Source organism: Ensifer sp. LC11 (assembly GCF_001695835.1).
Taxonomy (GTDB): domain Bacteria; phylum Pseudomonadota; class Alphaproteobacteria; order Rhizobiales; family Rhizobiaceae; genus Ensifer.
Genome location: NZ_MBSO01000034.1, coordinates 23,060 through 48,235, shown reverse-complemented (window position 1 = coordinate 48,235; position 25,176 = coordinate 23,060). Strand labels below are relative to the sequence as shown.

Here is a 25,176-nt window from a genome sequence, read left to right as displayed (position 1 = left end):
AAATTGATATGACTGCGCGTATTCTTGTCGTCGACGATGTGCCGGCCAATGTGAAATTGCTCGAAGCCCGGCTGCTTGCCGAATATTTCGACGTGCTGACAGCCAACGATGGCTACGCGGCGCTGGCGCTCTGCGAGAAGACGCCGATTGATCTTGTGCTGCTCGACATCATGATGCCCGGTCTCGATGGATTCGAGGTCTGCGAGCGATTGAAGGCAAACCCGAAGACGGCGCATATCCCCGTTGTGATGGTCACGGCGCTTGATCAGCCCTCGGACCGCGTGCGTGGTCTGAAGGCCGGTGCCGATGATTTTTTGACGAAGCCCGTCAATGATCTGCAACTGATGTCGCGGGTGAAGAGCCTTGTGCGGTTGAAGAATGTCAGCGACGAACTGCGGCTGCGGGCCCAGACCGCGCAGACGATCGGGCTGGAGGAGGTTGGCCGCGCCGACCGTCCGGACGAACCCGGCAATATCCTGCTCGTCGATGGCCGCGGCTCGTCGCAGGAGCGCCTGCAGCGAGCCCTCAAGCCGATCGCCGATGTCTCGGTTATCTCCGATCCGCAGGCAGCTCTCTTTGAGGCGGCAGAGAGCAATTTCGACCTGGTCATCGTCAACGCGAACTTCGACGACTACGATCCGCTGCGGCTGTGCTCGCAGTTGCGATCGCTGGAGCGCACCCGTTTCATCCCGATCCTGTTGATCGCCGAGCAGGGCAGCGACGAGCTGGTGGTGCGTGCGCTCGATCTCGGTGTGACGGACTACCTCATGCGGCCGGTCGATCCCAATGAACTTATCGCCCGATCGATGACCCAGATTCGGCGCAAGCATTGCAACGACAGGCTGCGCGCCAGTGTGCAGCAGACGATTGAGCTCGCCGTTACCGACGGCCTTACCGGGTTGCATAACCGTCGTTACTTCGACACGCACCTAAAGTTGCTCATGGATCGGGCGGCTGCGCGCGGTCGACCGCTGTCGATCTGCATGACCGACATAGATCGCTTCAAGCAGGTCAACGACACCTATGGTCATGATGTCGGTGACGACGTTCTGCGTGAATTTGCCAACCGTATCCGCACAACGGTGCGCGGTGCGGATCTTGCGTGCCGCTTCGGTGGGGAAGAGTTCATCGTGGTCATGCCGGATACATCGGCTGAAATGGCGGCAGGCGTCGCGGAGCGCTTGCGCATCATAATTGAAAGCCTGCCTTTCCCGGTTGCGCAGGCGGAAGGCCCCCTGAAGGTCACTGCGTCCATGGGGATCGCCAGCCTCAGGGCCGGCAGTGATACGGCCGAAGCTCTGCTGAAACGCGCGGATACGGCGCTCTATCAGGCCAAGAACGAGGGTCGCAATCGGGTGGTGGCGGCGGCAGCCTGACGGGCGGCAGCACAGCTTCTGGGCGTCCTCAGAGCCCTATGAATTTCTAGGGCTAACCTCTTGCAGGTTGCATTCAAAGTTGTATTCTCGCGTCGACTGCTGCTACCGGGGAGTTTGGGTGGCCGCGGGACCATGCATTTGCCTGTCCTAGTCTGAGACAGAATTAACCATGCGCCGAGCGGCACCGCTCCGCGCATTAAGAATTCGTTGATTTTTTTTCCTTTTCAGGTGATGCTGATGGATAAGGAGGCATTTGCCTTCTGAGATTTTGGTTACCCCATGATGCTCAGGTCCGCCGCATCTCCTGGGTCGTGGGGTCGGTCGGTTGGCTTTTGACATCCGCGGAATCCTCGTGCCGCAGTCAGAGGCCAGCCGACCCCCTTTTCCGACGCGCCGTCCCTCCCAGGGGCGGCGTTTTTGATTCTGCCGGCCCATCGTGAGGGAAAGACGGGGCTCCTATCGGCGATCCGTCCTATTTCGTTCTTGGTGTCGTTCTTGCAGGGCGGACGAAGGCGCCGAGCAACGAACCCAGGGCATGCAAAAGGAAAGGGCGCCAGACCATGCGGCCGGCGCCCTTTTTCAATTCCTTGAAACGTTCGATCTTACTTGATCTTCGTTTCCTTGAATTCGACGTGCTTCTTGACGACCGGGTCGTACTTGGTCTTCGTCATCTTTTCCGTCATCGTACGGCTGTTCTTGGTGGTGACGTAGAAGAAACCCGTGTCGGCTGTCGAAAGCAGCTTGATCTTGATGGTTGTGGCTTTTGCCATGGTCGTCCTGCCTTTGTAACAATGAAAGCCGTGGACAACCGGTTGCGGGCCACGGGCAAGGTTGGCGCGAAACTACAAATCGCGGCCGAAAAGTCAAGGCCGTTTTGGATTCAAAACGATCCTGACCACGGAAAGCGCGACATAGAGACCGAAAAAGCCGGCGATCGCCCAGGCGAACCCATTGTTGCCGGTAACGTCCATTGCAGCGCCGATGACCTGCGGACCGGCGACCGTACCGACGGCATAGGAAAAGACGAAGGCGGCGTTGGCAGCCGCGAGATCTGCGCCCTGCAGGCGGGAACCGAGGTGGCTGAGGCCGACGGTGTAAAGCCCGGAAACGCAGCCGCCCCAGAAGAGCAGGACGATCGCCATCAGGAACCAGCTCTCGGCGAGCATGGGCAGACAGAGCGCGCCAATGAGGCCGATCACCGTCATTGCGGACAGAAGCGTTCGGCGGTCTTTTACCCGATCGGACAGCATGCCGAGCGGGATCTGGAAGATGAAGTTGCCGATTCCCATCACGGTGAGCAGCAGCGCGGCCTGTGATTCGGTAAAGCCGGACCGGGTGCCGAAGATCGGGAACAGCGACAGGCCACCCGATTCGACCGCTCCGAAGATGAAGACCGCCGCCGTCGCGGTCGGAACGAGATAAACGTAACGCAGGAAATGCCGTTCCGGCTTCTCGTCGATGACGGGGCTTTCATCGCGCGCCAGGAAGATTGGCACCGCCGCGAGCAGGATGACCGCGGCACCAACGACAAAGGGGAGGATGCCGTCGCTGCCGAGGATGGAGAAGAGCAGGGGGCCGGTGGCAAAGCCGAGCGAGAGGACGGTGCCGTAGATGCCGAGCACAAAACCGCGCTTGGCCGGCGGAGCCGTGGCGTTGATCCAAAATTCCGAGAGGATGAAGAGGACGGTGATGGCGCCGTGGAAAACCACCCGCAGCGGAAACCAGAGCCAGAAATTGGTGATGTAGTAAAAGCCGAAGGCGCTGACGGAGGCGACGAATACGGCCCAAAGCATGGTTGGCGCGACGCCATGACGATGGGCGAACTTGGTGGTGAACGGTGCCGCCGCCATCGAGGCAAGGCCGGCCATAGCCGAGTTGAGGCCGATGAGCGTCGAGGAAATTCCGCGCTTCTCCATGATGATGGAGAGCAGCGGCAGGCCGAGACCGATGGCAATGCCGACGGCACTGATTGCGGCAACGGCGGCGATCAGTGACCGCCAGTGAATTTCCTCAACCGGTGCAGCTGTACCGGGCGACGGCTGTGACATCAGACGAGGATCCTTAGAGCAGGGTGCGAACGAAGCGCCCACGGCGCGTGGTGTAGAGTGGCACCGGTCGCTCGCAGGGCAGCGAGGGATCAGCGTCGAGACCGCTTCTGAGATCCGCGAGTATGACCGCGGTGATGTCGGGTATCCGTAGTGACGGAGTATCGTTCACATCGATCCACTGCAAATCCTGAAGCTCCCGACTGTCCAGGAACTGCGTCGGATCGATTTCGGCCTCATCGGCGAACACGGCGAAGAAGCGCGTATCGAACCGCCTCGTGTTGCCCGGAGGGGTGATGGCCCGAGCCATATAGCGTAAGTTTGCGAGATCGGGAAGGAACGGAAAAGGCGACGCGGCCGAAGGCTGCGGCGCGCCGATTGCGATGCCCGCTTCCTCGTAGAGTTCGCGCAGAGCGGCAAGCGCCAGAGCGCGTGCACGAGCATCCGTCAGTTCGCGCGTGCCAGCCGTCTTCAACGCCTGCAAGACGGACGGATGGAGATCGGAGCTAAAGCCAAGGCGGTGGTCGCCGGTATCGCGGCGTCCGCCGGGAAACACATAGAGGTCCGGCATGAAGGCGTGCGCGCTATGGCGCCGCCCCATCAGGACGCGGACGCGGCTGCCGACGCGATCAAGCAGCATGATGGACGCCGCGTCCCGTGGTCGCATGGTCGCGGGACGCTGGCGCTTGACCTTGTCGCCGGTATCCCGCTCAGGCATCATGCCCGGTCGTCTCGCGGCGGCAGAACGTCTTCCGGTGCATCCTCATGGCCGCCGAAGCCGTGCATCTTGAGCGCCCATTGCAGGCCGATGACGGCGCCCTTGACCGGCTGTAGCAGCGCCAGCGAACTGATAACGGTGATCGGTGCCCAGATGGCCAGGTGCTGCCAGCTGTTCAGCGGCAGGATGAGGTCGGTCGCCATGTAGCCGCCAAGCACGATGTGGCCGACGATCGTCACGACGATATAGGGCGGGAAATCGTCGGCACGGTGATGGTCCATGCGCTCGCCGCAGGCCGCACAGGTCTCGACGGACTTGAGGTAGCCGCGAAACAGCTTGCCGCTGCCGCAAGCCGGGCAGCGGCCGAGAAAGCCGCGCTTTATCGCACGGCCAACCGGGCGCTCGTCGCTTTCGCTTCCGCCAAGGTGAAGCGTTTCGCCTGCAGCTGCTTTCATGCTCATTCCTCTGCCCTGGAAGGGAGGCTATTTCCGTCCCCTTGGTGGCCTCGTTCCCGGTTTCTTGCGCGCCCCGGTGCGATCGCGGCGACCAGACTTGTGGAAGGAGCGCATCGCCGTCGGCATCTTGCGTCCTTCACTCTGCATCTCGAAGCGCAGCGCGCCCGCAAGCGGAACGGCCTCGACGAGCTTGACACGCACCGGATCGCCGAGACGATAGCCGAGGCCGGTCTTTTCGCCGGAAAGCGCCTGATGCGCCTCATCATAGATGAAGTAGTCGCGCCCAAGCGTAGATATAGGAACGAAACCATCGGCGCCATAAGCGGGCAGGGTGACAAAAAGTCCCGCCTTGGTGACGCCGGAGACGCGACCCTCGAATTCCTCGCCGACGCGGCCATTGAGATGGTGCGCGATCAGCCGGTCGACAGTGTCGCGCTCCGCTGCCATGGCGCGGCGCTCGAAGGTGGAGATTTCTGCAGCGATGTCATCGAGCACGCCCTCTTCCTGCGGCGTCAGCCCACCTTCGCCGAGACCGAGCGAAGCAACCAGCGCCCGATGCACGATGAGGTCGGCATAGCGCCTGATCGGCGAGGTGAAGTGCGCATATTTCATCAGGTTCAGGCCGAAGTGCCCGATATTCTCAGGGCTGTAGATGGCCTGGCTCTGGGAGCGAAGGACCATCTCGTTGACCATGGTTTCGAAGGGCTTTCCCTCGGCCTTGGCGAGAACGCCGTTGAAGTGGTTCGAGCGCATGCTGCCGCCCTTGACGAGCGAAATGTCGAGGGTGGCCAGGAACTCGCGCAGGCTTTCCTGCTTGGCAAGCGACGGCTGGTCGTGCACGCGGTAGATCAGCACCTGACGCTTCTGTTCCAGCGTCTCGGCAGCAGCGACGTTTGCCTGGATCATCATCTCCTCGATCAGCTTATGGGCGTCGAGGCGTTCCGGCACGAAGACGCGGTCAACCGTGCCGTCGGGTTTCAGGATGATCTTGCGCTCGGGCATGTTGAGCTCGAGCGGCTGGCGTCGGTCGCGCCCGCGCGTGAGAATGCGATAGGCTTCCCACAGCGGCTTCAGGATCGTGTCGAGGATCGGTCCGGTCTTGTCGTCAGGATTGCCGTCGATCGCCGCCTGTGCCTGCTGGTAGGATAGCTTCGCAGCACTCTTCATCATGATGCGGTGGAAGGTGTGGCCGGCCTTTCTGCCTTCCCTTGAAAAGCGCATGCGCACGGCCAGCGCCGGGCGGTCGACGCCTTCCTTCAGCGAGCAGAGATCGTTGGAGATCCGTTCCGGCAGCATCGGCACGACGCGGTCCGGGAAATAGACAGAATTGCCGCGCTTCAGTGCCTCAAGGTCCAACGCGGACTTCGGACGCACGTAATAGGAGACGTCGGCGATCGCCACTGTGACGATAACGCCGCCGGGGTTGTCCTCGGACGGATCCGGTTCGGCGTAAACCGCGTCGTCATGATCCTTTGCGTCGGCGGGGTCGATGGTGATCAGCGGCAGCGTACGCCAATCCTCGCGGTGCACCATGGTGGCGGGACCGGCGGCGTTCGCCTCCTCGACCACCCGTTCAGGGAAGACATAGGGGATGCCGTGCGCGTGGATAGCGATCATCGAGATCGCCTTTTCGGAGGCGACCGAGCCGATGACGTTTTGCACCTGCGCACGCGGCAGCCCATACCGGCCAAGCCGCGACAGCTGGACTTCGACCAGATCGCCGTCCTCAGCGTTGCCGGTGAATTCCGGATCGACCAGCACTTCTTCGCCGCGCTTTTCGATCGGCATCAACCGGCCGCCACCGCCGGGCGTCGAACGGAAGACGCCGAGCACGGCGTCCTTGCGCTTATCCAGCACCTTGATGATGCGCGCCGTATAGGCCGGTCCGCCACGCTCTTTGGCCGGGAAGATCTTGGCAAGCACCCGGTCGCCAAGGCCGCCAACCGGAACCTTGCCTTTGGCCTTGCCGGCGGCCGATTGCTTGATCAGCACCGCCGGTGCGACGCCATCGTCGTCGAGCCATTCCGCCGGACGACCGATCAGTTCGCCATCGACATCACGGATGGTGATGTCGAGCACGGTCACCGGGGGCAGGGCCCCTGGGCGCACCAGCGACTTGCGCTTCTTCTCGACGAGGCCATCGACTTCGAGCGATTTGAGCAGGGCCTTGAGCTCGACACGGGTCTCGCCCTTGAGGCCGAAGGCCTTGGCGATCTCGCGCTTGGAGGCGCGGTCAGGGTTTTCGGCGATGAAGCGCATCAGCACGTCGCGCGGCGGGACCGCGCCGTGGATGATGGGCTCGCTTGTCGGAGCCGGACCGGCCTTGGTCGCGCGAGCGGGCTTCTTGCCCAGGCCTCTCTTGCCGGACTGTTCGGTCGGATCGCGCGGTATTCTGGTCAAGATCAGCCCTTCTTGGCCTTGGCGGCCGTCTTGGTTTTGCTCTTGGCGGGCGCCTTCGCCTTGGTCGCCTTGGCGGCACCGCCTTCGGACTTTGCCGCAACCTTGGTCGTCTTGGCCTTCGTTGCCTTGCCCTTCGTCGTTCCGCCCTTGGCGGCGCGCTCCGAAATCAGCACCAGCGCCTCTTCGACCGTTACCGACTGCGGGTCCTTGCCCTTGGGCAGCGTGGCATTGACCTTGCCCCAGTTGACATAGGGACCATAGCGGCCGTCGCGAACCGTGATCGCGCCACCGTCGGGGTGATCGCCAAGCTCCTTCAACGAAGCGGCTGCGGTGCGGCCACGGCCGGCGCCGGCCTTCGACTGCTTGTCGGCAAGCACGGAGACCGCGCGGTTGAGGCCGATCGAGAAGACGTCCTCGATCGATTCGAGGTTGGCATAGGTGCCGTCGTGCAGGACGAACGGCCCGTAGCGGCCAAGCCCCGTCGAGATCATCTTGCCGCTCTCGGGATGCGCGCCGATATCGCGCGGCAGCGAAAGCAGAGCGAGAGCCTTCTCGTGGTCGATCGTAGACGGCGTCCAGCCTTTCGGCAGGCTCGAGCGCTTGGCCTCCTTGCCATCGCCGCGCTGGACATAGGGGCCGAAACGGCCGCTGCGCAGCGTGATTTCCTCGCCGGTATGCGGATCCTTGCCAAGCGCCTGCGGCTCGTTCGAGACCGCCGCTTCCTGGTCGCCGTTGCTTTCGGAGGAAAGCTGGCGGGTGAAGTTGCACTCCGGATAGTTCGAGCAGCCGACGAAGGCGCCGTATTTGCCGAGCTTCAGCGACAGCTTGCCGGTGCCGCAGACCTGGCAGATGCGCGGATCACCGCCGTCTTCGCGCTTCGGGAAGACCAGCGGTGCCAGCTCCTCGTTCAACGCGTCGAGCACGTTGGTGACGCGCAGCTCCTTGGTTTCCTCGATCTGGGCGAAGAAATCCTTCCAGAAGTCGCGAAGCACGTCCTTCCAGTTGACCTCGCCGGCCGAGACCTGGTCGAGCTTTTCTTCGAGCGATGCCGTGAAATCATAGCCGACATAGCGCGTGAAGAAGCTCTCCAGGAACGCCGTCACCAGGCGTCCCTTGGCCTGGGGGATGAGCTTGCGCTTGTCGTTGGTGATGTAGTCGCGGTCGAGAAGGGTCGTCACCGTCGCGGCATAGGTGGAGGGACGGCCGATGCCGAGCTCTTCCATCTTCTTGATCAGGCTTGCTTCCGAATAGCGCGGCGGCGGTTCGGTGAAGTGCTGCGAGGCGTTGATCTTCTGCTTGGCGAGGTTTTCGCGGGCGTTGATCTCCGGCAGGCGACCATCCTCGTCGCCATCGTCCGTCTGTTCGCCGTCTTCCTTGGCGTCCGTATAGGCGGCGATGAAGCCGTCGAAGCGGATGACGGAGCCGGTGGCGCGCAGACCTGCCTTCTGGCCGCCGTTATCGGCAGTAATTTCCGCCGTCGTGCGCTCGATCTCGGCAGACGCCATCTGGCTCGCAATGCCGCGCTTCCAGACGAGGTCATAGAGCCTGAGCATGTCGCCATCGAGGAAACGGCGAACCTGGTCCGGCGTGCGGTTGAAATCGGTCGGCCGGATGGCTTCGTGCGCTTCCTGGGCGTTCTTCGCCTTGGTCGAATAGAAACGCGGCTTTTCCGGCAGGTAGCGGTCGCCGAACTGGCTGGCGATCGCCTTGCGCGAGGCTTCGATCGCTTCCGGTGCCATCTGCACGCCGTCTGTACGCATATAGGTGATCAGACCGACGGTCTCACCGCCGATGTCGATACCTTCATAAAGCTTCTGCGCGACCTGCATGGTGCGCGAGGCGGAGAAGCCGAGCTTGGAAGAGGCGGCCTGTTGCAGCGTCGAGGTGGTAAACGGCGGCGACGGATTGCGCTTGACGGGCTTGGCCTCGATGCTGTCGACCACATAGGCGGCACCATCGAGCAAGGACTTCAGCCGGTTCGCTTCTTCGCCATTGCTGACAGCCTTCGGCGCCAGGCGCTTGCCATCGGCCGAGACGAGGCGGGCCTCGAACTCGTCGCCGCGCGGCGTCTTCAGGAGCGCCGAGATGTTCCAGTATTCTTCGGAGATAAAGCGCTCGATCTCGGACTCACGGTCGCAGACGAGGCGTAGCGTAACCGACTGCACGCGGCCGGCCGAGCGGGCGCCCGGCAGCTTGCGCCACAGCACCGGCGACAGGTTGAAGCCGACGAGATAGTCGAGAGCGCGTCGCGCCAGATAGGCGTCGACCAGCGAAATGTCGATGTCGCGAGGATGGGCGATCGCTTCGAGAACGGCCTTCTTGGTGATCGCGTTGAACGCCACGCGCTGCACCGGCTTGTCGCCGAGCACCTTCTTCTTCTTCAGAAGGTCGAGCACGTGCCAGGAAATGGCTTCGCCTTCGCGATCCGGGTCGGTTGCCAGAATGAGGCCGTCGGCGGACTTAACCGCATCGGCGATATCCTTCATGCGCTTCGCAGACGCGCCATCGACCTCCCAGGACATCTCGAAGTCTTCGTCCGGACGAACCGAACCGTCCTTCGCAGGCAGATCGCGCACATGGCCAAACGAAGCCAGCACCTTGTAGCCGGGCCCGAGGTACTTGTTGATCGTCTTTGCCTTGGAAGGCGATTCCACCACTACAACATTCATCGTCATTTTCTGAGACAACCGGTTCTGGTTCGGCGTCAGCGCCGTTCGCGCCGTACTTCGCCTTATATCGACGCCCCGAAATGGACAGGGATTCGAGCGGGGTCAAGAGGGTTCACCCAAAATAACGACGAGAGGCCGATGCGCAATTCATGCGGGATCACGCCGAAACTGCGATCTGGAGCGCGTGGTCTGTCGCCTTCCGGTTCCCTTTTTCCGCGGCAGCGCACGGTCATTCCGGCGTCGCGAGCGACACGAGCCCGCCAGCGTGGCGGTCGAGTCGCCCGGCAAGATCGAGCTCAAGGAGAAGCAAATAGACCTGTGCGGGCGAGAGCCCGGTGTGGCGGACAATGTCATCGATTTCGACCGGCGTCGGGCCAAGCGCGGTGTTGACGGCGGCTCGGTCGCTGTCGCTGGCCCTGGCCGGATCATTTGGCTGGGCATGCCCGTCCGGCTCCCTGGCACCCGGCAAGGGCAATTCGAACTGGCTGAGCGGCGCCAGCGCCTCAATGACGTCGTCAGATGAGGTCGTGACGATCGCGCCCTGCTTCAAGAGATCGTTGGTGCCGTGGCAACGCGGGTCGAGTGGCGAGCCGGGAACGGCAAAGACGAGTCGGCCAAAGTCGGCGGCATAACGGGCGGTGATCAACGAGCCGGATCGGTTGGCCGCCTCGACGATCGTCACCCCCAGGCTGATCCCGGCGATGAGGCGATTGCGCCGCGGGAAATCGCGCGCCCGCGGTTCCCAGCCGAAAGGCATCTCGCTGATCGCCAAGCCGCGGCCCGAAGTGATTTCGTCGAGGAGGCCGATGTTCTCCGGTGGATAGGGACGGTCGAGACCGCCGGCAATCGCAGCGATCGTGCCGGTTTCGACAGTGGCGCGATGGGCGGCCGTATCGATGCCGCGAGCAAGGCCTGATGTGACGACATAGCCGGCGCGGCCAGCGTCGCGTGCAATCATGGCAGCGAACTTGGCGCCGCTCGCCGAGGCATTGCGTGAGCCGACGACGCCAAGCGATGGACGGGTTGCCACTTCGAGATCGCCCTTCATCGCCAGCAACGGAGGAGCGCCGTCGATCTGCCGCAGTGCGGAAGGATAACCCGGCTCGCCGATGCCGACGAAGACGGCGCCATGGCGTCGTGCGGCTTCGAGTTCCCGCTCGACCTCGCTTGCCGATGCCACGCGATAGGTTTGTTTGGTCCCGCCGCGCCGAGACAGTTCCGGAAGGGCATCGAGCGCGTTTTCCGCGGTGCCGAAGTGATTGATCAGGTCGCGAAAGGCGATGGGGCCGACATTGTCGCTGCGGATCAATCGTAGCCAGGAAATTTTCTGTCGTTCGGTCAGCGCCACTCCGGTTCGTCCTGCGCTGCTTTCAGACATTATCCCTTGTCTCCGATCCTGCTTTCCGTGCCGGCAAGCAGCCGCTGAATGTTGGCGCGATGCTTCACCCAGGTAATGGCGGTCATCACTGCGAAGAGAAGAGCGACCTTACCGTTCCCCACGGCGTAAAGTAGAACCGGCATGATAACCGTTGCAACCAGCGCGGACAATGAGGAGTAACGACTGATTTTTGCCATGCCGAGCCAGATGGCGGCAAAGGCTAGCACCATGAGGGGGGCGAGGCCGAACAGGACGCCGATATAGGTGGCGACGCCCTTGCCGCCCTTGAAGCCGAGCCAGACCGGGTAGAGATGGCCAAGAAAAGCGGCGAGGCCGGCGGCAATGCCCGCCTCGACACCCCAATAAGAGGCAATCGCTGCTGCAGCCGTGCCCTTCAGGGCATCGAGCAACAGTGTGGCGGCGGCAAGCTTCTTGTTGCCGGTCCTAAGCACATTGGTGGCGCCGATATTGCCCGAGCCGATCTTGCGCACGTCGCCGAGCCCGGCCATGCGGGTCAGGATCAGTCCGAACGGGATCGAGCCGAGCAAATAGCCGAAGCCGAGGCTCGCGAGCGTCAACGGCAGCCCGAGCTGCCAGGATAATAGATCCACCGGTTCCCCCTCCCGCGCGACGCTTTTGGCTTATGCAGAATGCACAAGCTTGCCGGCAACATAGGTTTGCACGACCCGCCCGGTAAAGCGCGCATTTTCAAACGGCGTATTTTTGGAACGCGAGACGATTGCCTTTTCGTAGAGCACCCATGGCTCGTCGAGGTCGATGACCGCAATATCCGCCTTGGCACCCGGCTTGAGCGTGCCGGCGTCCAGACCGAAGATCGCCGCCGGACGCGTCGACATCGCGTCAATCAGGCGCATCAGCGGAACCTGGCCGCTATGGTGCAGGCGAAGAGCTGCGGACGCCAGTGTCTCAAGGCCGATCGCACCATCCGCTGCATCTGCGAAAGGCAGGCGCTTGGTGTCGACGTCCTGCGGGTCGTGCGAGGAGACGATGATGTCGATCGTACCATCGGCGAGCGCCTCGGCCATGCCGACCCTGTCGTCCTCGCTGCGCAGCGGCGGCGAAAGCTTGAAGAAGGTTCGGTATTCACCGATGTCGTTTTCGTTGAGCGCCAGATTGTTGACGGAGATGCCGCAGGTGACGTTGGCGCCACGCTCGCGTGCCATGCGGATCGCTGCGGCCGACTCGGGAACCGAGATCTGGGCGGCGTGGTAGGCGGCCTTCGTCAGTCCGGCAATGCGCAGGTCGCGCTCGAGCGGGATGATTTCCGCTTCGCGCGGGATTCCCGCAAGCCCAAGCCAGCTCGCGAGCAGGCCCTCGTGCATGACGCCGTTGGCGCCGAGATACTTGTCGCGTGTTTCGAGTGAGATCACCGCGCCAAACTCGCGGGCATAGGTCATGGCCCGGCGCAGCACCAGCGTGTCGTGGATCGCTCTGCGGCCGTTGGTGAAGCAGACGGCACCGGCTTCCCGCAGCAGGCCGAACTCGGTCATCTCCTCGCCGGCGAGACCCTTGGTGAGCGCCGCTGCCGGATGGACGTTGACGAGCGCCTTGTCGTGCGCCGTCTTCTTTACATATTCGACCAGCGCAATGTCGTCGATGACTGGATCGGTGTCCGGCATGGCGATGAAGGTGGTGACACCGCCGACAGCGGCAGCACGCGACGCGGACTCGAAGGTCTCGCGGTGTTCGCTGCCCGGTTCGCCGACGAAGACGCGGGCGTCGACGAGGCCTGGAACGGCCGTGAGCCCGGCGCAGTCCTTGACGAAGGCGCCATCGGGCACGCCCTGGTTCTGCGCGTCTGCGCCGGCGGCAAGAATGTGACCATTGCTGCCGACGATGATCGTGCCGGTTTCATCGAGGTTGCGCGAGGGGTCGACGATGCGCAGGTTCTTCAGAACGAGTGGTCTGGTCATAGGCGCGGCCCCTGGTTCTGCGAGAGAAGCAGCGTTTCCATCACCGCCATGCGCACGGCAACGCCCATCTCGACCTGCTGTTCGATAACGCTCTGCGGGCCGTCGGCGATTTCCGAGGCGATCTCGACGCCGCGGTTCATCGGTCCTGGATGCATAACGAGCGCATCTCCCTTGGCCGCTTTCAGCTTCTCCGCATCAAGCCCGTAGTAGTGGAAGTATTCGCGCACCGAAGGAACGAACGAGCCGGCCATGCGCTCGCGCTGGAGGCGCAGCATCATGACGACATCGGCATCCTTCAGGCCTTCGGCCATCGAATGGTAGACCTCGACCCCCATGTCGGCGATGCCCGAAGGCAAAAGCGTCGCCGGAGCGACGACGCGCACGCGGGCGCCCATCTGGTTCAAAAGCAGGATGTTGGAGCGCGCCACGCGCGAGTGCAGCACGTCGCCGCAGATCGCGACGATGATGCGCGAGAGCTTGCCTTTGGCGCGTCGAATGGTGAGCGCGTCGAGCAGGGCCTGTGTCGGATGCTCGTGCTGGCCGTCGCCGGCATTGACGACCGAGCAGGAGACCTTTTGTGCCAGAAGCGCGGCAGCACCCGCCGATGAGTGGCGCACAACCAGCACGTCCGGGTGCATGGCGTTCAGCGTCATCGCCGTGTCGATCAGCGTTTCGCCCTTCTTCACCGAGGAGTTGCCGACCGACATGTTCATGACGTCGGCGCCGAGGCGCTTGCCGGCGAGCTCGAAGGAAGACTGCGTGCGGGTCGAGGCTTCGAAGAAGAGATTGATCTGCGTCAGCCCCCGAAGCGTGGAGGTCTTCTTCTCTCTTTGACGGGAGATTTGGACGGCTTCATCGGCGCGATCGAGCAGATAGGTGATATCCTGCTCCGTGAGCCCCTTGATGCCGAGCAGGTGGCGATGCGGGAAAGTGATCATGGGCCGCCCTTGCGCTCTGGATATTGGGTCGCTCTATAAGACTTGGTCCCCGGCACGGCAAGGCTTGGGCGCAACCGTCCGCAGAAAACTTGCAACGGCCATCCTATCTTTTGCGCGCCCCGTTTCGTGGTCGTGAAACTTGCGCTAGAACCGGCCCATGAATCAGATGAACCGGACTGAACAGAAACTCGCCGAGCTGAACCAGCCCAAGCCTTGGTCCGGCGTCAACGCCTATCGTTCCGATCCGCTCGTGGTGGACATCACCTCAAGCATGAACAAGACGTTGCGCGACGAGTTCGACGTATTGGGCCGTTACGTAACCTCACCTGAGGCGCAGGAACTGGCGCGCATGGCGAACGAGGGTCCGCCGAAGCTGAAGACGCACGGGCCGCGCGGCGAGCGTCTCGATATCGTCGAGTTTCACCCGGCCTGGCACGCGCTGATGCGCCGCTCGATGTCCTCAGGCCTGCATTCGTCCGCTTGGGAAAACGTGGCCGACGAGCGCAACCAGTCGCACAAGACGCGCGCGATCCGCTTCTATCTGACCGCGCAGCTCGAATGCGGTCATCTGTGCCCGCTGACGATGACCAGCGCGTCGCTTGCGGCCATCACAGCATCCCCAGCGGTCCAGAAGGAATGGGCGCCGAAGATCCTGTCGCGCAAGTACGATTCGACCAATCGTCCGTGGATGCAGAAGTCGGCGGTCACCGTCGGCATGGGCATGACCGAGAAGCAGGGCGGTACCGACGTGCGCGCCAACACCTCGACGGCCGAGCGGGTCGGCGAGGGCATCTATCGGCTGAGTGGCCACAAGTGGTTCATGTCGGCGCCGATGAGCGACGCTTTCGTCATGCTGGCGCAGACCCGAGAGGGCCTTGCCTGCTTCCTGGTGCCGCGGCTTCTGGAGGACGGCAGCGCCAATGGCCTGCGTTTTCAGCGCCTGAAGGACAAGCTCGGCAACCGCTCCAATGCGTCTTCCGAGGTCGAGTTCTCCGACACGTTCGGCTTTATTCTCGGCGCGCCGGATGCGGGCATCCGCACCATCCTCGATATGGTGACTTTGACGCGGCTCGACTGCGCGCTTGCATCTGCAGGCATGATGCGGGCATCGCTGGCCGAAGCGGTGCACCATACCCGCGGCCGCAAGGTGTTCGGCAAGCCGCTTGCCAGCCAGCCGATGATGACACGTGTGCTTGCAGACATGGCGCTCGACGTTGCTGCGGCGAGCGCGCTTTCGTTCCGGTTGGCCGAGGCCTTCGACAAGGCCCGCAGCAGTTCCGAAGACGCGGCTTACGCGCGGATCATGACGCCCGTTGCGAAATACTGGGCCTGCAAGATCGCTCCGGCGCTGATTTACGAAGCGATGGAATGCCTCGGCGGCAACGGCTATGTGGAAGAGCGGGCGCTGGCGCGCCATTACCGCGAAGCACCGGTCAATGCCATCTGGGAAGGGTCCGGCAACGTCATGGCGCTGGACGTGCTGCGGGTGCTCGCCAAGGGCAAGGATCTTTTCGAGCAGCTCTTCGTTGTTCTGGCGCGGGATCTCGGACCAGCCGGCCGCAAGACGATCGACGTGCTGCGCGCCGCCATGTCGCTCTGCGAACGCGACGAGGGTGCTGCCCGCATGCTGGTCGAGCAACTGGCGCTTGCCGCCGCCGCAGCCGAACTTTACCGCCTCGGTGCCGGCCGCATCGCCGATGCGTTCCTTGAATCGCGCCTGGCAGCCGGATGGCGCTCGACCTACGGCATGCTCGATTCGCGCTTCGATTCCGCCTACATCCTCGATCTTCTCTACCCGCCGGCGGCGTAAGCCGTCAGCTCGCTGCGGCATAAGCCGTCAGCTCGCTGCGACGTACGCGGTCAGGTAGAGCACGAGCGGTATCGTAAAGAACGAGGCGACGGTCTGAATGGTCGCGACCGCTGCGTAGAGTTCAGCGTCGCCATCCATCTGCTTTGCCAGCAGATAGCCGTTCATCGCCGTCGGTACGGCGGCGCCAAGCGCGATGACGAGCAAGGCGTCGCCGCGAATCCCGAGCACGAAGCTCGCGCTCACCATGAAGACCGGCATGACAATCAATTTGAGGAAGACGGCCAAAAGCGCAACTGCGCTCGGCCGCAGCGCGTCGGAAGCGCGCAGGCCCGCACCGACCATGACAAGCCCGAGGCTGAGCGAAGCGCTTGCCAGCATCTCGATGGTGGCCATGATCGGGCTGTAGATCTTCAGCCCGATCATGTTGACGAGAATGCCGAGAACCGAAGCGACTATCAGCGGATTGCTGGCGATTTTCGCGAAGAAGCGCCGGAAGTCACGATTGCCTCCGCCGAACCAGACCAGCACGCCGATATTGTAAAGGTTGATCGGGATGATCACGAGCGTCATCACCAGAGCGGTGAGTGTCAGGCCGATCGGGCCGTAAAGCTTCTGGGCGATCGCCAGCGCCATGAAGCCATTCCATCGCGTCGCTGTCTGGAAAACCGAAGTAAAGGACGCGCCGGAAACCTGCCGATCCCTGAGCATGGGCCAAAGCAGAAGCACGAAGACCGACATCAGGCTGACGCTACCGATCGTGGCGATGGCCGTCGCGTCGGCTTTCAGTCCGGCAAAGTCAGCCTGCGCCAGGGTGGAGAAAAGCAGGGCAGGGAACAGAATGAAGTAGCCGAATTGTTCGAGGCCGAGCCACAGTCCCTGATCGACGAATGCCGAGCGCTTGAGCCAGGCGCCGAGCAGGACCAAGAGGAAGATGGGAAGGATGCTTTCGAAGACGACGGTCATAGGGGGGCCTGCGTGCGGGAAGGATATCGCTACCTCAAATCACGTTGGACCGGAATGGTGTTAAGCGACAAAGGCGAGGGATCGGGGGCCGCACGTCTGCCGGCGGAGCGGCGGGGGCTCGCCCTGTGAAAATTAACCTTAACAAATGGTTTACATTGCGCAGCCCGCCGTGAGGGGGGAGATTGATCCGGCATTTTAATGGATTCCGGAATGGAGCGGTTCGGTGCGAACTGGTCTTTTGATCATCATGATGATGTTTTTTGCCGGACTGGCGCTAGATATCGCAATTCCCGCGATGGTTCTTGTTGCCGTCGTGCTGGCGGACCGTGCGATTTATCCACTCGTCTTTCGGCAGATCTTGGAAAGGGGAGCCGCATGAAGTGGTTTCTGATCCTTTGGGGCGGACCGGTCCTTCTGCTGACGGGCTGGTATGGCCTGTCGTACCACGACATGAGCTTCGGCTTCTTCATGCTGACGCGCCAGACACACGATCTGGTTTTCCAGATCTACGGCAACGTCCTCGGTATCCCGCCGGAAACGATCCCGCCGCTCGTCGCGCGTGCGATCGTCGTCGACAGCCTGATCGTTTTCGCCATCATCGGTTATCGCAAACGCCGCCAGATTGCAGCGTGGTATCGCCGTCGGTTCGGCGCTGCCGCTCCTCAGTCCGAGAGGCCGCCTCTTGCAAGCGAGGCCAGCCTGTCGAGCGCACCCTGAAGAATGAAGGATGCAGCGGCCGAATCGATGCGTTCGGCCCGCTTCCGGCGTGACACGTCCATCTCGATCAGCACCCGCTCGGCCGCAACGGTCGAAAGCCTTTCGTCCCAGAAGACGAAGGGCAGCGCTGTCTTTTGCTCCATATTGCGGACAAAGGCGCGGGTCGCCTGACAACGCGGCCCCTCGCTGCCGTCCATGTTGACGGGCAGGCCGATGATGAAGGCTGCGATCTTCTCTTTCCCCGCCGCTGACAGCAACGCTTCGGCGTCCACGCCGAACTTGACGCGGCGGATCACTTCGCGCGGCGTCGCGAAACGGCGACCGAGATCGGAGACCGAGAGCCCGATCGTTTTCGTGCCGAGATCGAGCCCGGCGATCGCCTGATTCTGTTGCAGCTGGGCTGCCAAGTCTTCGATGGTGAGAATTGCCATGGGAATGTCGATTCGATCTTTGCGCAGAGGACTGTCTGTTCCATATGCTGTTGCGACACGTAAATCATCAGGGAGATCGCCATGAAGATCAAATGGCTCGGACACGCGGCCTTTCATATCGAGACGGCAAAGTCCAAAATCCTCATCGACCCCTTCTTCACCGGCAATCCTGCTTTCCGTGACGAGGACCGCCGGGACGCGACCGCGGGCCTTACGCACATTCTGCTGACCCATGGTCACGGCGACCACGTAGGCGATACGATCGCGATCGCCAAGGAGACGGGGGCGACGGTCGTTGCCAATGCCGACCTTGCTGCCTGGCTTGGCCGGCATGGCGTCAAGGCCCTGGAAATGGGAAACACCGGCGGCACCATCCATCTCGGCTCGTTTTCCACGACCTTCGTCAATGCGCTGCATTCCTCGGCGCAGCTGACCGAGGACGGCGTTTCCCATTCGCTCGGCAACGCCAATGGCCTGGTTCTGCACTTCGAAGACGAGCCGACGCTCTATCATATGGGTGACACGGACATCTTTTCCGATATGGCGCTGATCAACGAGTTGCACCAGCCGGAAATCGGCATCGTTCCGATCGGCGACCGCTTCACCATGGGGGGCGCGGTTGCGGCGCTCGCCTGCCAGCGTTTCTTCAAGTTCTCGACGGCGATCCCCTGCCATTACGGCTCGTTCCCGATCATCGACCAGACGCCCGAGACCTTCGTTGCCGGAATGGAAAGCGCGTCGACCAAGGTGGAGACCCCGCACGTCGGCGGCGTCGTTACAGTCTGATGTTGCGCCGGGCCCTTTAACGAAAGGGCCTGGCTCTCTGGCAATTCCCCCGTTGCGTGCCTCGCCCTGCGCCATTATAGCGGGGGAAGTTCCAGTTACCGGAGACGATCATGTCCGTAGACCTTGCCACCGTGAAGCGCGTCGCGCGCCTTGCCCGTATCGCCGTCAGCGAAGAAGAAGCCGAACGGATGATGGGCGAGCTCAATGGCATCCTCGGCTTTGTCGAACAGCTCTCCGAAGTGAATGTCGATGGCGTCGAGCCGATGACCTCGGTCACGCCGATGGAGATGAAGAAGCGGACGGACAACGTCTCGGACGGCAACAAGGCTGACGACGTCGTCGCCAACGCGCCGAATTCGGATCGCAATTTCTTCCTCGTTCCGAAAGTGGTCGAGTAACAGCCCGCCTGCCGCCCCGACGTTCCCGATTGCGAAAGCCCGATCTTATCATGACCGACCTTACCAGCCTCACGATTGCCGAAGCCCGCACGAAACTCGCCGCCAAGGACATCACCGCCGTCGAACTGACGGATGCCTATCTCGGCGCGATCGATGCCGCCAACGAGGCGATCAACGCCTATATCGCCGTGACGCCTGAGAAGGCGCGCGAGATGGCCAAGGCCTCTGATGCGCGGATCGCTGCCGGAAAAGCCGGTGCGCTTGAAGGCATTCCGCTTGGCATCAAGGATCTCTTCGCAACCGAAGGCGTGCACACCCAGGCTTGCAGCCACATTCTCGATGGTTTTGCGCCGCGCTACGAATCGACCGTCACCCAGAACCTCTGGAACGACGGTGCGGTCATGCTCGGCAAGCTGAACATGGACGAGTTCGCCATGGGCTCGTCGAACGAGACCTCCTACTATGGTGCCGTCAAGAACCCGTGGCGCGCCAAGGGATCCAACATGGATCTCGTTCCCGGCGGCTCCTCCGGTGGTTCCGCCGCGGCCGTTGCCGCGCATCTTTGCGCCGGCGCAACGGCGACCGATACCGGCGGCTCCATTCGCCAGCCGGCAGCCTTCACCGGCACCGTCGGCATCAAGCCGACCTACGGCCGCTGCTCGCGCTGGGGCACGGTCGCCTTCGCCTCGTCGCTCGACCAGGCCGGCCCGATCGCCCGTGACGTGCGCGACGCCGCAATCCTCCTGAAGTCGATGGCAAGCGTCGATGCCAAGGACACGACCTCTGTCGACCTGCCGGTGCCGGATTACGAAGCCTCGATCGGCAAGTCGGTCAAGGGCATGAAGATCGGCATTCCCCGGGAGTACCGCGTCGATGGCATGCCCGAGGAAATCGAGGCGCTCTGGCAGCAGGGCATTGCCTGGCTGAAGGATGCCGGTGCCGAGATCGTCGACATCACCCTGCCGCACACGAAATACGCGCTGCCGGCCTATTACATCGTTGCTCCGGCTGAGGCCTCTTCGAACCTTGCCCGCTATGACGGCGTGCGCTACGGCCTGCGCGTCGACGGCAAGGACATCGTCGACATGTACGAAAAGACGCGCGCCGCCGGCTTCGGCCAGGAGGTCAAGCGCCGTATCATGATCGGCACCTATGTGCTCTCGGCCGGCTATTACGATGCCTATTATCTGCAGGCGCAGAAGGTTCGCACGCTGATCAAGCGCGACTTCGAGCTGGCGTTCCACGCTGGCGTTGACGCCATCCTGACGCCGGCCACGCCGTCTTCGGCTTTCGGCATCGCCGACGAGGACCTCGCGTCCGACCCAGTCAAGATGTACCTGAACGACATCTTCACGGTGACGGTCAACATGGCAGGTCTTCCGGGCATCGCCGTTCCCGGTGGCCTCGACCACAAGGGCCTGCCGCTCGGTCTGCAACTGATCGGCAAGCCCTTCGAGGAAGAGACGCTGTTCAAGACGGCGCATGTGATCGAACAGGCGGCCGGCCGCTTCTCTCCCACCAAGTGGTGGTAAGACTTTGATGGCGGTGCCGACCAGGCGCCGCCATTTTTCGTTTTGAAGGGCTGTCAGCCACTCTTGTCGCGGAAGGAGCCCGCGTCTTGCCCGTCATCCGCCACGCCCGTGCTGGTGACGTCAACCGATTGACTGCAATCGGTCTTGGCGCCTGGCAATCCGCCATTGCCGGTCTTGCCGGTGGCGACAAGATGCGGCGTGTCGCAGAGGCTGCGTTCTTCCGTTTCCTTTCTGACCATTGGCTTTCCGTTTCGCTGCTCGAAGCCGAAGGCGATGTTCGCGGCTGGGCTGCGCGCGAGAATTTCGATAACGCGATATCCGACCTGTGGATCGAGCCGGCTGCGCAGGGCAGGGGCTTTGGCGCACTGCTGCTTGCTGAGATTGAGCGTCGCATTGCTGCGGACGGGTTTGATGCCGCGACCACCAAGACACATGCCCGCAACGACCGTGCCGTGCGCTTCTTCCGCAATCGTGGCTACGGGGTGAGCTGGCTTTCGACCGCCTACGCGCCGCAACTCGACAGCGACGTCGAGTTCATTGGCCTCAGCAGGGCCCTTGAGCAGGATCCCGGTCCCTGACCTCCATTTATCGCACGGCTGTCGCCCGGAAATGGCGCTGGCGCATTCACATCTCATTCATTAGGCCCATGAAATATTACGGGTTATGAAGATGCGGTGGCACCGCGGGGGAACGCTTGTTGCAGATGCTGGAGAAGGCGGTCGCGCGGCCGTTGGTTCTGAGGCCCTTCCATCATTCGTTTTGGATTGCCGGGCTCGGCCTGATTGTTTTTGTCGCCTGCGTGCTTGGCATCGTCAGTCGCCCGGTCGGCATGCTTGCCGCCATCTGGCCGGCCAATGCTATCCTCCTCGGTCTCCTCGTTAGCAAACCGTTGCTTGCTTCCCCGGCAGGCTGGGTTACCGCTGCGCTGGCCTACGTGCTCGCCGACCTCGTTACTGGAGCGAACCTGGGCCAGGCCCTCTTCCTGAACGCGGCCAACATGGCCGGTGTCGTCATCGGCTTTATGCTTTTCGGCCGGCTTTCGAGCGAGCACCGGCACCTGCGCCGCCCACTTTCGGTGCTCTATATGTTCGCCAACTCGTCGCTCGCGGCAATTGGTGCTGCGTTTGTGGGCGCTGCGGCCGTGCATATCTCGTTCGGCGCGCCGCTGAACCATGCCTTCGTCGCCTGGCTGACGACCGAGCTTGTCAACTATGTGGTACTGCTGCCCGTCTTCCTGGCAGCACCGATTTCGAGCGATGCTTCGCGTGTTGGAGCGGCGTCGATCGCGGCATCCGCGCGGGCTGGTAGTCCTTGGCCGCTGGTCTCCCTTGTCGCTTCGTGCGCCGCCGCACTCGCAATTGGCGGCCCCGGCGCGTTTGCCTTTCCGGTGCCGGCACTTTTGTGGTGCGCGCTAACCTATGGATTGTTCACCGTGACGGTGTTGACGGCGATCGTCGGCGTGCTGACGCAGATCGCCGTGGCATCCGGGGCGCTGCATTTTGGCGTCAGCGGCGTTGCCGAGGCGACGCTGACATCGACGCGGCTTGGAACAACGCTTCTCGCTCTCTGTCCCCTGACGGTTGCGAGCGTCGATGCGGCGCGGCGGGCCCTGATCGGGCGGCTGTCCCACGCGGTCGATTACGACTTCCTCACCCAATGCCTGGCACGATCCGCCTTCATGACGCGTGCCGCAGCGCTCGTTGCAGCGCCGGCCCGCAAAGACGGAACGGTCGTGATGATGCTCGACATCGATCGCTTCAAGGCGATCAACGACACATACGGTCATGCCGTCGGGGACCGCGTCTTGGCGTCGGTTGCGAGAGCGGTGCGGGCAGCTCTTCGATGCGACGATCTCTTCGGGCGGCTTGGCGGTGAGGAATTCGCCGTCGTGCTGGTACGGCAGTCGCCCTCCGACGCGTTCAGGGTTGCCGAGCGGCTGCTGGAGGCCGTACGTTCACTCGAGATCGATTTGGAGCAAGGCTCCCGGCTCGCCGTCACCATAAGCATCGGCGCTGCCGAACTTTCGGCGAACGAAGCAAGGCTCGATGGTTTGCTGTTGGCCGCCGACCGCGCCCTTTATCAGACAAAGGCCGCCGGTCGCGATTGCGTCCGCTCTGCGCACTGCGCGAGCTGATCACCTAAGGTCAGGAAGTTGTCGATTGGGCTTCACGCAACGTGAGCTCCGATACCGGACATGTTTTCTGTCCGGTATCGGCCGTTGCTCAGCGGTTGTTGAGTTCTGATCGAACCAGCTGCAAGCCGCGTTCCGTGATTCGATAGGGTTTTCCGCCGGAAGACGAGATCGCCTTCTTGCGCTTCAGCTTGCGGAAAAGTTCCAGGTCAAAGCCGGGATAGACCCAGCCGTCACGGGTGAAGCACCGGATTTCGGTGATCGCCTTGCTTTCGCGGATAATTTCGATGCGGCCACCCTGGGCCAAATGATGAAGGATGCGCTGTTCTGCGCGCGAGATGTCCATTGTCTGAATGTTCCGGATAGCGTTCGTATGAACGCAGGAAAACGTTCCGCAAATCACTGAAAATGCGGGGTGACGTTTCCGGCCCGTGCGCGCAATCAAAGGGGATTGCGGGGACGGGCCCTTACCGGGACTCAGGCGAAGAACGGAACATCAAAACTCCAATAGAACGGTCGCTTCCTAGAAGACTGCCGCAAGCACGTCAAGATCCTCGCAACGCCAGCGTGCCGATGACCGCCAGCGCCACCTGGAAAACGACGATGAGCGCGAGGCGTGTGCGAAACGGCTCCTTGCGCGTCTTGTGACGGAAGATGTGGCGCGCGGTCATCGCACCCAGGCTCCCGCCGAAGAGCGCGACGGTCAGAAGCGTCCGTTCGCTGATCCGCCGGCGACCGGTGCGCGCGGCCCTCTTGTCGTGCCAGAAGAGCCCGAAGGCCAACATGTTGATGAGGGCTGCAATTAAGACGAGGGCAATGAAGGTAGGCATGGCGGAATTTTGGCTGAGGGACGCTAAACGGTGGTTAAGAAACGCCTGCCGCTTGCGTCACGTCGCGGATGGCGCCTCCGAACCCGCCGAACAACTTGCACCGGCGGACCAATTGCTCTACCGAGAAACCAAGAATTCAGGCTTCAAAGAAGAGCATGATATGAGCATTGTCGACGTCCGCACCCCCGATCCGAAACGCTTCATCCCCGGCGCCACCGGCGACTGGGAGGTCATCATCGGCATGGAAGTCCATGCCCAGGTGCTTTCCGATTCGAAGCTTTTTTCGGGTGCCTCGACGGAATTCGGCAAAGCACCGAATGCCAACGTTTCCTTGGTCGACGCCGCCATGCCCGGCATGCTGCCCGTGATCAACGAGGAGTGCGTCAGGCAGGCGGTGCGCACCGGTCTTGGCCTCAAGGCCGTGATCAACAACCGCTCGATCTTCGACCGCAAGAACTATTTCTATCCGGACCTGCCGCAGGGCTATCAGATCTCGCAGTTCAAGGATCCGATCGTCGGCGAAGGCAAGATCATCATTTCCGTTGGCCCGGACCGCCAGGGTCAGTTCGAAGATGTGGAGATCGGCATCGAGCGCCTGCATCTCGAGCAGGACGCCGGCAAGTCGATGCACGACCAGCATCCCTCGATGTCCTATGTCGACCTCAACCGCTCGGGCGTCGCATTGATGGAAATCGTCTCCAAGCCGGACATGCGTTCGTCGGATGAGGCCAAGGCCTATATGACGAAGCTGCGTTCGATCGTGCGTTACCTCGGCACCTGCGACGGCAACATGGACGAAGGCTCGATGCGCGCCGACGTCAACGTTTCTGTCCGCCGTCCGGGCGAAGGCTTCGGCACGCGTTGTGAAATCAAGAACGTTAACTCCATCCGCTTCATCGGCCAGGCGATCGAATACGAGGCGCGCCGCCAGATCGGCATCCTGGAGGATGGCGGCTCGATCGATCAGGAAACGCGGCTGTTCGACCCGAACAAGGGCGAGACCCGCTCGATGCGCTCGAAGGAAGACGCGCACGACTACCGCTACTTCCCCGATCCGGACCTGCTGCCGCTGGAATTCGACGATGCCTTCGTCGAGGCGCTGAAGGCTGACCTGCCTGAGCTGCCGGATGACAAGAAAGACCGCTTCGTGCGCGACCTCGGCCTTTCGGTCTATGACGCCTCGGTGCTCGTTTCCGAAAAGTCGATCGCCGATTATTTCGAAGCGGTCGCCGAAGGACGCGACGGCAAGATCGCCGCCAACTGGGTCATCAACGATCTGCTCGGTGCCTTGAACAAAGCCGGCAAAGCCATTGAAGAGACTCCGGTTTCGCCGGCTCAGCTCGGCGGTATTATCGATCTGATCAAGGCCGAGACCATCTCGGGCAAGATCGCCAAGGACCTCTTCGAGATCATCTGGAACGAGGGCGGCGACCCGGCCGAGATCGTCGAAGCGCGCGGCATGAAGCAGGTGACCGACACTGGCGCCATCGAGAAGGCCGTTGATGAGATCATTGCCGCCAACCCGGATCAGGTTGCCAAGGTGCAGGCCAAGCCCTCTCTCGCTGGCTGGTTCGTCGGCCAGGTGATGAAGGCGACGGGCGGCAAGGCCAACCCTCAGGCCGTACAGGCCCTGGTGAAGGCCAAGCTCGGCATCGAGGAATAAAC

At 62.4% G+C, this 25,176-nt stretch carries 24 protein-coding genes; 10 read left to right on the top strand and 14 right to left on the bottom strand.

The window, feature by feature from the left end:
* The first annotated feature begins 8 nt into the window (after positions 1–8).
* Entirely contained in the window at positions 9–1,376 is a 1,368-nt protein-coding gene (locus BBX50_RS21560) for a PleD family two-component system response regulator (RefSeq protein WP_065777372.1), read from the top strand.
* Between the two features lie 602 nt (positions 1,377–1,978).
* Here BBX50_RS21560 and rpmG read toward each other — a convergent pair.
* The 10 genes from rpmG to BBX50_RS21510 form a co-directional block, all read right to left on the bottom strand.
* Positions 1,979–2,146, bottom strand: a complete 168-nt coding sequence (rpmG, locus tag BBX50_RS21555; RefSeq protein WP_034795357.1) for a 50S ribosomal protein L33 — start codon at positions 2,144–2,146, stop codon at positions 1,979–1,981.
* A gap of 93 nt (positions 2,147–2,239) precedes the next feature.
* On the bottom strand, positions 2,240–3,424 hold the full coding sequence (locus BBX50_RS21550; protein WP_065777371.1) for an MFS transporter: 1,185 nt from the start codon (positions 3,422–3,424) through the stop codon (positions 2,240–2,242).
* 13 nt (positions 3,425–3,437) lie between these two features.
* Positions 3,438–4,142, bottom strand: coding sequence for an NUDIX hydrolase (locus tag BBX50_RS21545; protein WP_065777370.1), 705 nt, complete (start codon positions 4,140–4,142; stop codon positions 3,438–3,440).
* Positions 4,139–4,594, bottom strand: a complete 456-nt coding sequence (locus BBX50_RS21540; protein WP_065777369.1) for a DUF983 domain-containing protein — start codon at positions 4,592–4,594, stop codon at positions 4,139–4,141. Before BBX50_RS21540 ends, BBX50_RS21545 begins: the two co-directional genes overlap by 4 nt.
* A gap of 27 nt (positions 4,595–4,621) precedes the next feature.
* Entirely contained in the window at positions 4,622–6,994 is a 2,373-nt protein-coding gene (rnr, locus tag BBX50_RS21535) for a ribonuclease R (protein WP_065777368.1), read from the bottom strand.
* Between the two features lie 2 nt (positions 6,995–6,996).
* Positions 6,997–9,663, bottom strand: coding sequence for a type I DNA topoisomerase (gene topA / locus BBX50_RS21530; protein WP_065777367.1), 2,667 nt, complete (start codon positions 9,661–9,663; stop codon positions 6,997–6,999).
* A gap of 229 nt (positions 9,664–9,892) precedes the next feature.
* Positions 9,893–11,041 carry a DNA-processing protein DprA gene (gene dprA / locus BBX50_RS21525; RefSeq protein ID WP_065777366.1) on the bottom strand — a complete coding sequence of 383 codons (1,149 nt, stop codon included), beginning with the start codon at positions 11,039–11,041 and terminating at the stop codon, positions 9,893–9,895.
* A complete protein-coding gene (plsY, locus tag BBX50_RS21520) occupies positions 11,041–11,652 on the bottom strand; it encodes a glycerol-3-phosphate 1-O-acyltransferase PlsY (protein WP_065777365.1) in 612 nt (203 codons plus the stop codon). Before plsY ends, dprA begins: the two co-directional genes overlap by 1 nt.
* A 30-nt stretch (positions 11,653–11,682) precedes the next feature.
* Positions 11,683–12,975: a dihydroorotase gene (locus tag BBX50_RS21515; RefSeq protein WP_065777364.1), complete on the bottom strand. Its 1,293-nt coding sequence runs from the start codon at positions 12,973–12,975 to the stop codon at positions 11,683–11,685.
* Positions 12,972–13,913, bottom strand: coding sequence for an aspartate carbamoyltransferase catalytic subunit (locus tag BBX50_RS21510; protein ID WP_065777363.1), 942 nt, complete (start codon positions 13,911–13,913; stop codon positions 12,972–12,974). Before BBX50_RS21510 ends, BBX50_RS21515 begins: the two co-directional genes overlap by 4 nt.
* Positions 13,914–14,070: 157 nt before the next feature.
* Here BBX50_RS21510 and BBX50_RS21505 point away from each other — a divergent pair, with 157 nt between their 5' ends.
* Positions 14,071–15,723 (top strand): acyl-CoA dehydrogenase family protein, encoded by a 1,653-nt coding sequence (locus tag BBX50_RS21505; RefSeq protein ID WP_065777362.1) that lies wholly within the window; start codon positions 14,071–14,073, stop codon positions 15,721–15,723.
* 27 nt (positions 15,724–15,750) lie between these two features.
* Here BBX50_RS21505 and BBX50_RS21500 read toward each other — a convergent pair whose 3' ends face one another.
* The gene (locus tag BBX50_RS21500) at positions 15,751–16,686 is read right to left on the bottom strand and encodes an AEC family transporter (RefSeq protein WP_065777361.1); all 936 of its coding nucleotides are present in this window, start codon (positions 16,684–16,686) and stop codon (positions 15,751–15,753) included.
* A gap of 223 nt (positions 16,687–16,909) precedes the next feature.
* Here BBX50_RS21500 and BBX50_RS30570 point away from each other — a divergent pair, with 223 nt between their 5' ends.
* Both BBX50_RS30570 and BBX50_RS21495 read left to right on the top strand, forming a co-directional pair.
* On the top strand, positions 16,910–17,065 hold the full coding sequence (locus BBX50_RS30570) for a hypothetical protein (RefSeq protein WP_161490841.1): 156 nt from the start codon (positions 16,910–16,912) through the stop codon (positions 17,063–17,065).
* Entirely contained in the window at positions 17,062–17,403 is a 342-nt protein-coding gene (locus BBX50_RS21495; protein WP_065777360.1) for a DUF6105 family protein, read from the top strand. Before BBX50_RS30570 ends, BBX50_RS21495 begins: the two co-directional genes overlap by 4 nt.
* On the opposite strand, the gene ruvX is transcribed toward BBX50_RS21495, so the two are convergent.
* Positions 17,349–17,834, bottom strand: coding sequence for a Holliday junction resolvase RuvX (gene ruvX / locus BBX50_RS21490; protein WP_065777359.1), 486 nt, complete (start codon positions 17,832–17,834; stop codon positions 17,349–17,351). The two genes, BBX50_RS21495 and ruvX, sit on opposite strands and share 55 nt — an antisense overlap.
* A gap of 81 nt (positions 17,835–17,915) precedes the next feature.
* On the opposite strand from ruvX, the gene BBX50_RS21485 reads away from it, so the two are divergent.
* From BBX50_RS21485 to BBX50_RS21465, 5 genes are all read left to right on the top strand, one after another.
* A complete protein-coding gene (locus BBX50_RS21485) occupies positions 17,916–18,620 on the top strand; it encodes a metal-dependent hydrolase (RefSeq protein WP_065777358.1) in 705 nt (234 codons plus the stop codon).
* Positions 18,621–18,730: 110 nt separating this feature from the next.
* Complete coding sequence (gene gatC, locus BBX50_RS21480; RefSeq protein ID WP_065777357.1) at positions 18,731–19,018, top strand: Asp-tRNA(Asn)/Glu-tRNA(Gln) amidotransferase subunit GatC; 288 nt, start codon at positions 18,731–18,733, stop codon at positions 19,016–19,018.
* A gap of 50 nt (positions 19,019–19,068) precedes the next feature.
* Positions 19,069–20,550 (top strand): Asp-tRNA(Asn)/Glu-tRNA(Gln) amidotransferase subunit GatA, encoded by a 1,482-nt coding sequence (gatA, locus tag BBX50_RS21475; RefSeq protein WP_065777356.1) that lies wholly within the window; start codon positions 19,069–19,071, stop codon positions 20,548–20,550.
* Between the two features lie 86 nt (positions 20,551–20,636).
* A complete protein-coding gene (locus BBX50_RS21470) occupies positions 20,637–21,128 on the top strand; it encodes a GNAT family N-acetyltransferase (protein ID WP_065777355.1) in 492 nt (163 codons plus the stop codon).
* A 125-nt stretch (positions 21,129–21,253) separates the two neighbouring features.
* A complete protein-coding gene (locus BBX50_RS21465) occupies positions 21,254–22,684 on the top strand; it encodes a sensor domain-containing diguanylate cyclase (RefSeq protein ID WP_065777532.1) in 1,431 nt (476 codons plus the stop codon).
* Between the two features lie 88 nt (positions 22,685–22,772).
* Here BBX50_RS21465 and BBX50_RS21460 read toward each other — a convergent pair whose 3' ends face one another.
* The gene (locus BBX50_RS21460; protein WP_065374627.1) at positions 22,773–23,027 is read right to left on the bottom strand and encodes a YjhX family toxin; all 255 of its coding nucleotides are present in this window, start codon (positions 23,025–23,027) and stop codon (positions 22,773–22,775) included.
* Positions 23,028–23,226: 199 nt separating this feature from the next.
* The gene (locus tag BBX50_RS21455; RefSeq protein WP_065777354.1) at positions 23,227–23,511 is read right to left on the bottom strand and encodes a DUF1294 domain-containing protein; all 285 of its coding nucleotides are present in this window, start codon (positions 23,509–23,511) and stop codon (positions 23,227–23,229) included.
* 160 nt (positions 23,512–23,671) lie between these two features.
* Here BBX50_RS21455 and gatB point away from each other — a divergent pair, with 160 nt between their 5' ends.
* Positions 23,672–25,174 carry an Asp-tRNA(Asn)/Glu-tRNA(Gln) amidotransferase subunit GatB gene (gene gatB / locus BBX50_RS21450; protein ID WP_065777531.1) on the top strand — a complete coding sequence of 501 codons (1,503 nt, stop codon included), beginning with the start codon at positions 23,672–23,674 and terminating at the stop codon, positions 25,172–25,174.
* Positions 25,175–25,176: the final 2 nt, after the last annotated feature.

Bases quoted from the DNA above. Each gene is read 5' to 3' on its own strand.
- dprA (WP_065777366.1), bottom strand. From the start codon at position 11,041: ATGTCTGAAAGCAGCGCAGGACGAACCGGAGTGGCGCTGACCGAACGA.
- BBX50_RS21560 (WP_065777372.1), top strand. From the start codon at position 9: ATGACTGCGCGTATTCTTGTCGTCGACGATGTGCCGGCCAATGTGAAA.
- BBX50_RS21545 (WP_065777370.1), bottom strand. From the start codon at position 4,142: ATGATGCCTGAGCGGGATACCGGCGACAAGGTCAAGCGCCAGCGTCCC.
- gatB (WP_065777531.1), top strand. From the start codon at position 23,672: ATGAGCATTGTCGACGTCCGCACCCCCGATCCGAAACGCTTCATCCCC.
- BBX50_RS21495 (WP_065777360.1), top strand. From the start codon at position 17,062: ATGAAGTGGTTTCTGATCCTTTGGGGCGGACCGGTCCTTCTGCTGACG.
- BBX50_RS21455 (WP_065777354.1), bottom strand. From the start codon at position 23,511: ATGCCTACCTTCATTGCCCTCGTCTTAATTGCAGCCCTCATCAACATG.
- BBX50_RS21505 (WP_065777362.1), top strand. From the start codon at position 14,071: ATGAATCAGATGAACCGGACTGAACAGAAACTCGCCGAGCTGAACCAG.
- BBX50_RS21510 (WP_065777363.1), bottom strand. From the start codon at position 13,913: ATGATCACTTTCCCGCATCGCCACCTGCTCGGCATCAAGGGGCTCACG.
- BBX50_RS21485 (WP_065777358.1), top strand. From the start codon at position 17,916: ATGAAGATCAAATGGCTCGGACACGCGGCCTTTCATATCGAGACGGCA.
- BBX50_RS21465 (WP_065777532.1), top strand. From the start codon at position 21,254: ATGCTGGAGAAGGCGGTCGCGCGGCCGTTGGTTCTGAGGCCCTTCCAT.
- BBX50_RS21500 (WP_065777361.1), bottom strand. From the start codon at position 16,686: ATGACCGTCGTCTTCGAAAGCATCCTTCCCATCTTCCTCTTGGTCCTG.
- BBX50_RS21460 (WP_065374627.1), bottom strand. From the start codon at position 23,027: ATGGACATCTCGCGCGCAGAACAGCGCATCCTTCATCATTTGGCCCAG.
- rpmG (WP_034795357.1), bottom strand. From the start codon at position 2,146: ATGGCAAAAGCCACAACCATCAAGATCAAGCTGCTTTCGACAGCCGAC.
- topA (WP_065777367.1), bottom strand. From the start codon at position 9,663: ATGAATGTTGTAGTGGTGGAATCGCCTTCCAAGGCAAAGACGATCAAC.
- BBX50_RS21515 (WP_065777364.1), bottom strand. From the start codon at position 12,975: ATGACCAGACCACTCGTTCTGAAGAACCTGCGCATCGTCGACCCCTCG.
- BBX50_RS21550 (WP_065777371.1), bottom strand. From the start codon at position 3,424: ATGTCACAGCCGTCGCCCGGTACAGCTGCACCGGTTGAGGAAATTCAC.
- gatA (WP_065777356.1), top strand. From the start codon at position 19,069: ATGACCGACCTTACCAGCCTCACGATTGCCGAAGCCCGCACGAAACTC.
- BBX50_RS21540 (WP_065777369.1), bottom strand. From the start codon at position 4,594: ATGAAAGCAGCTGCAGGCGAAACGCTTCACCTTGGCGGAAGCGAAAGC.
- ruvX (WP_065777359.1), bottom strand. From the start codon at position 17,834: ATGGCAATTCTCACCATCGAAGACTTGGCAGCCCAGCTGCAACAGAAT.
- gatC (WP_065777357.1), top strand. From the start codon at position 18,731: ATGTCCGTAGACCTTGCCACCGTGAAGCGCGTCGCGCGCCTTGCCCGT.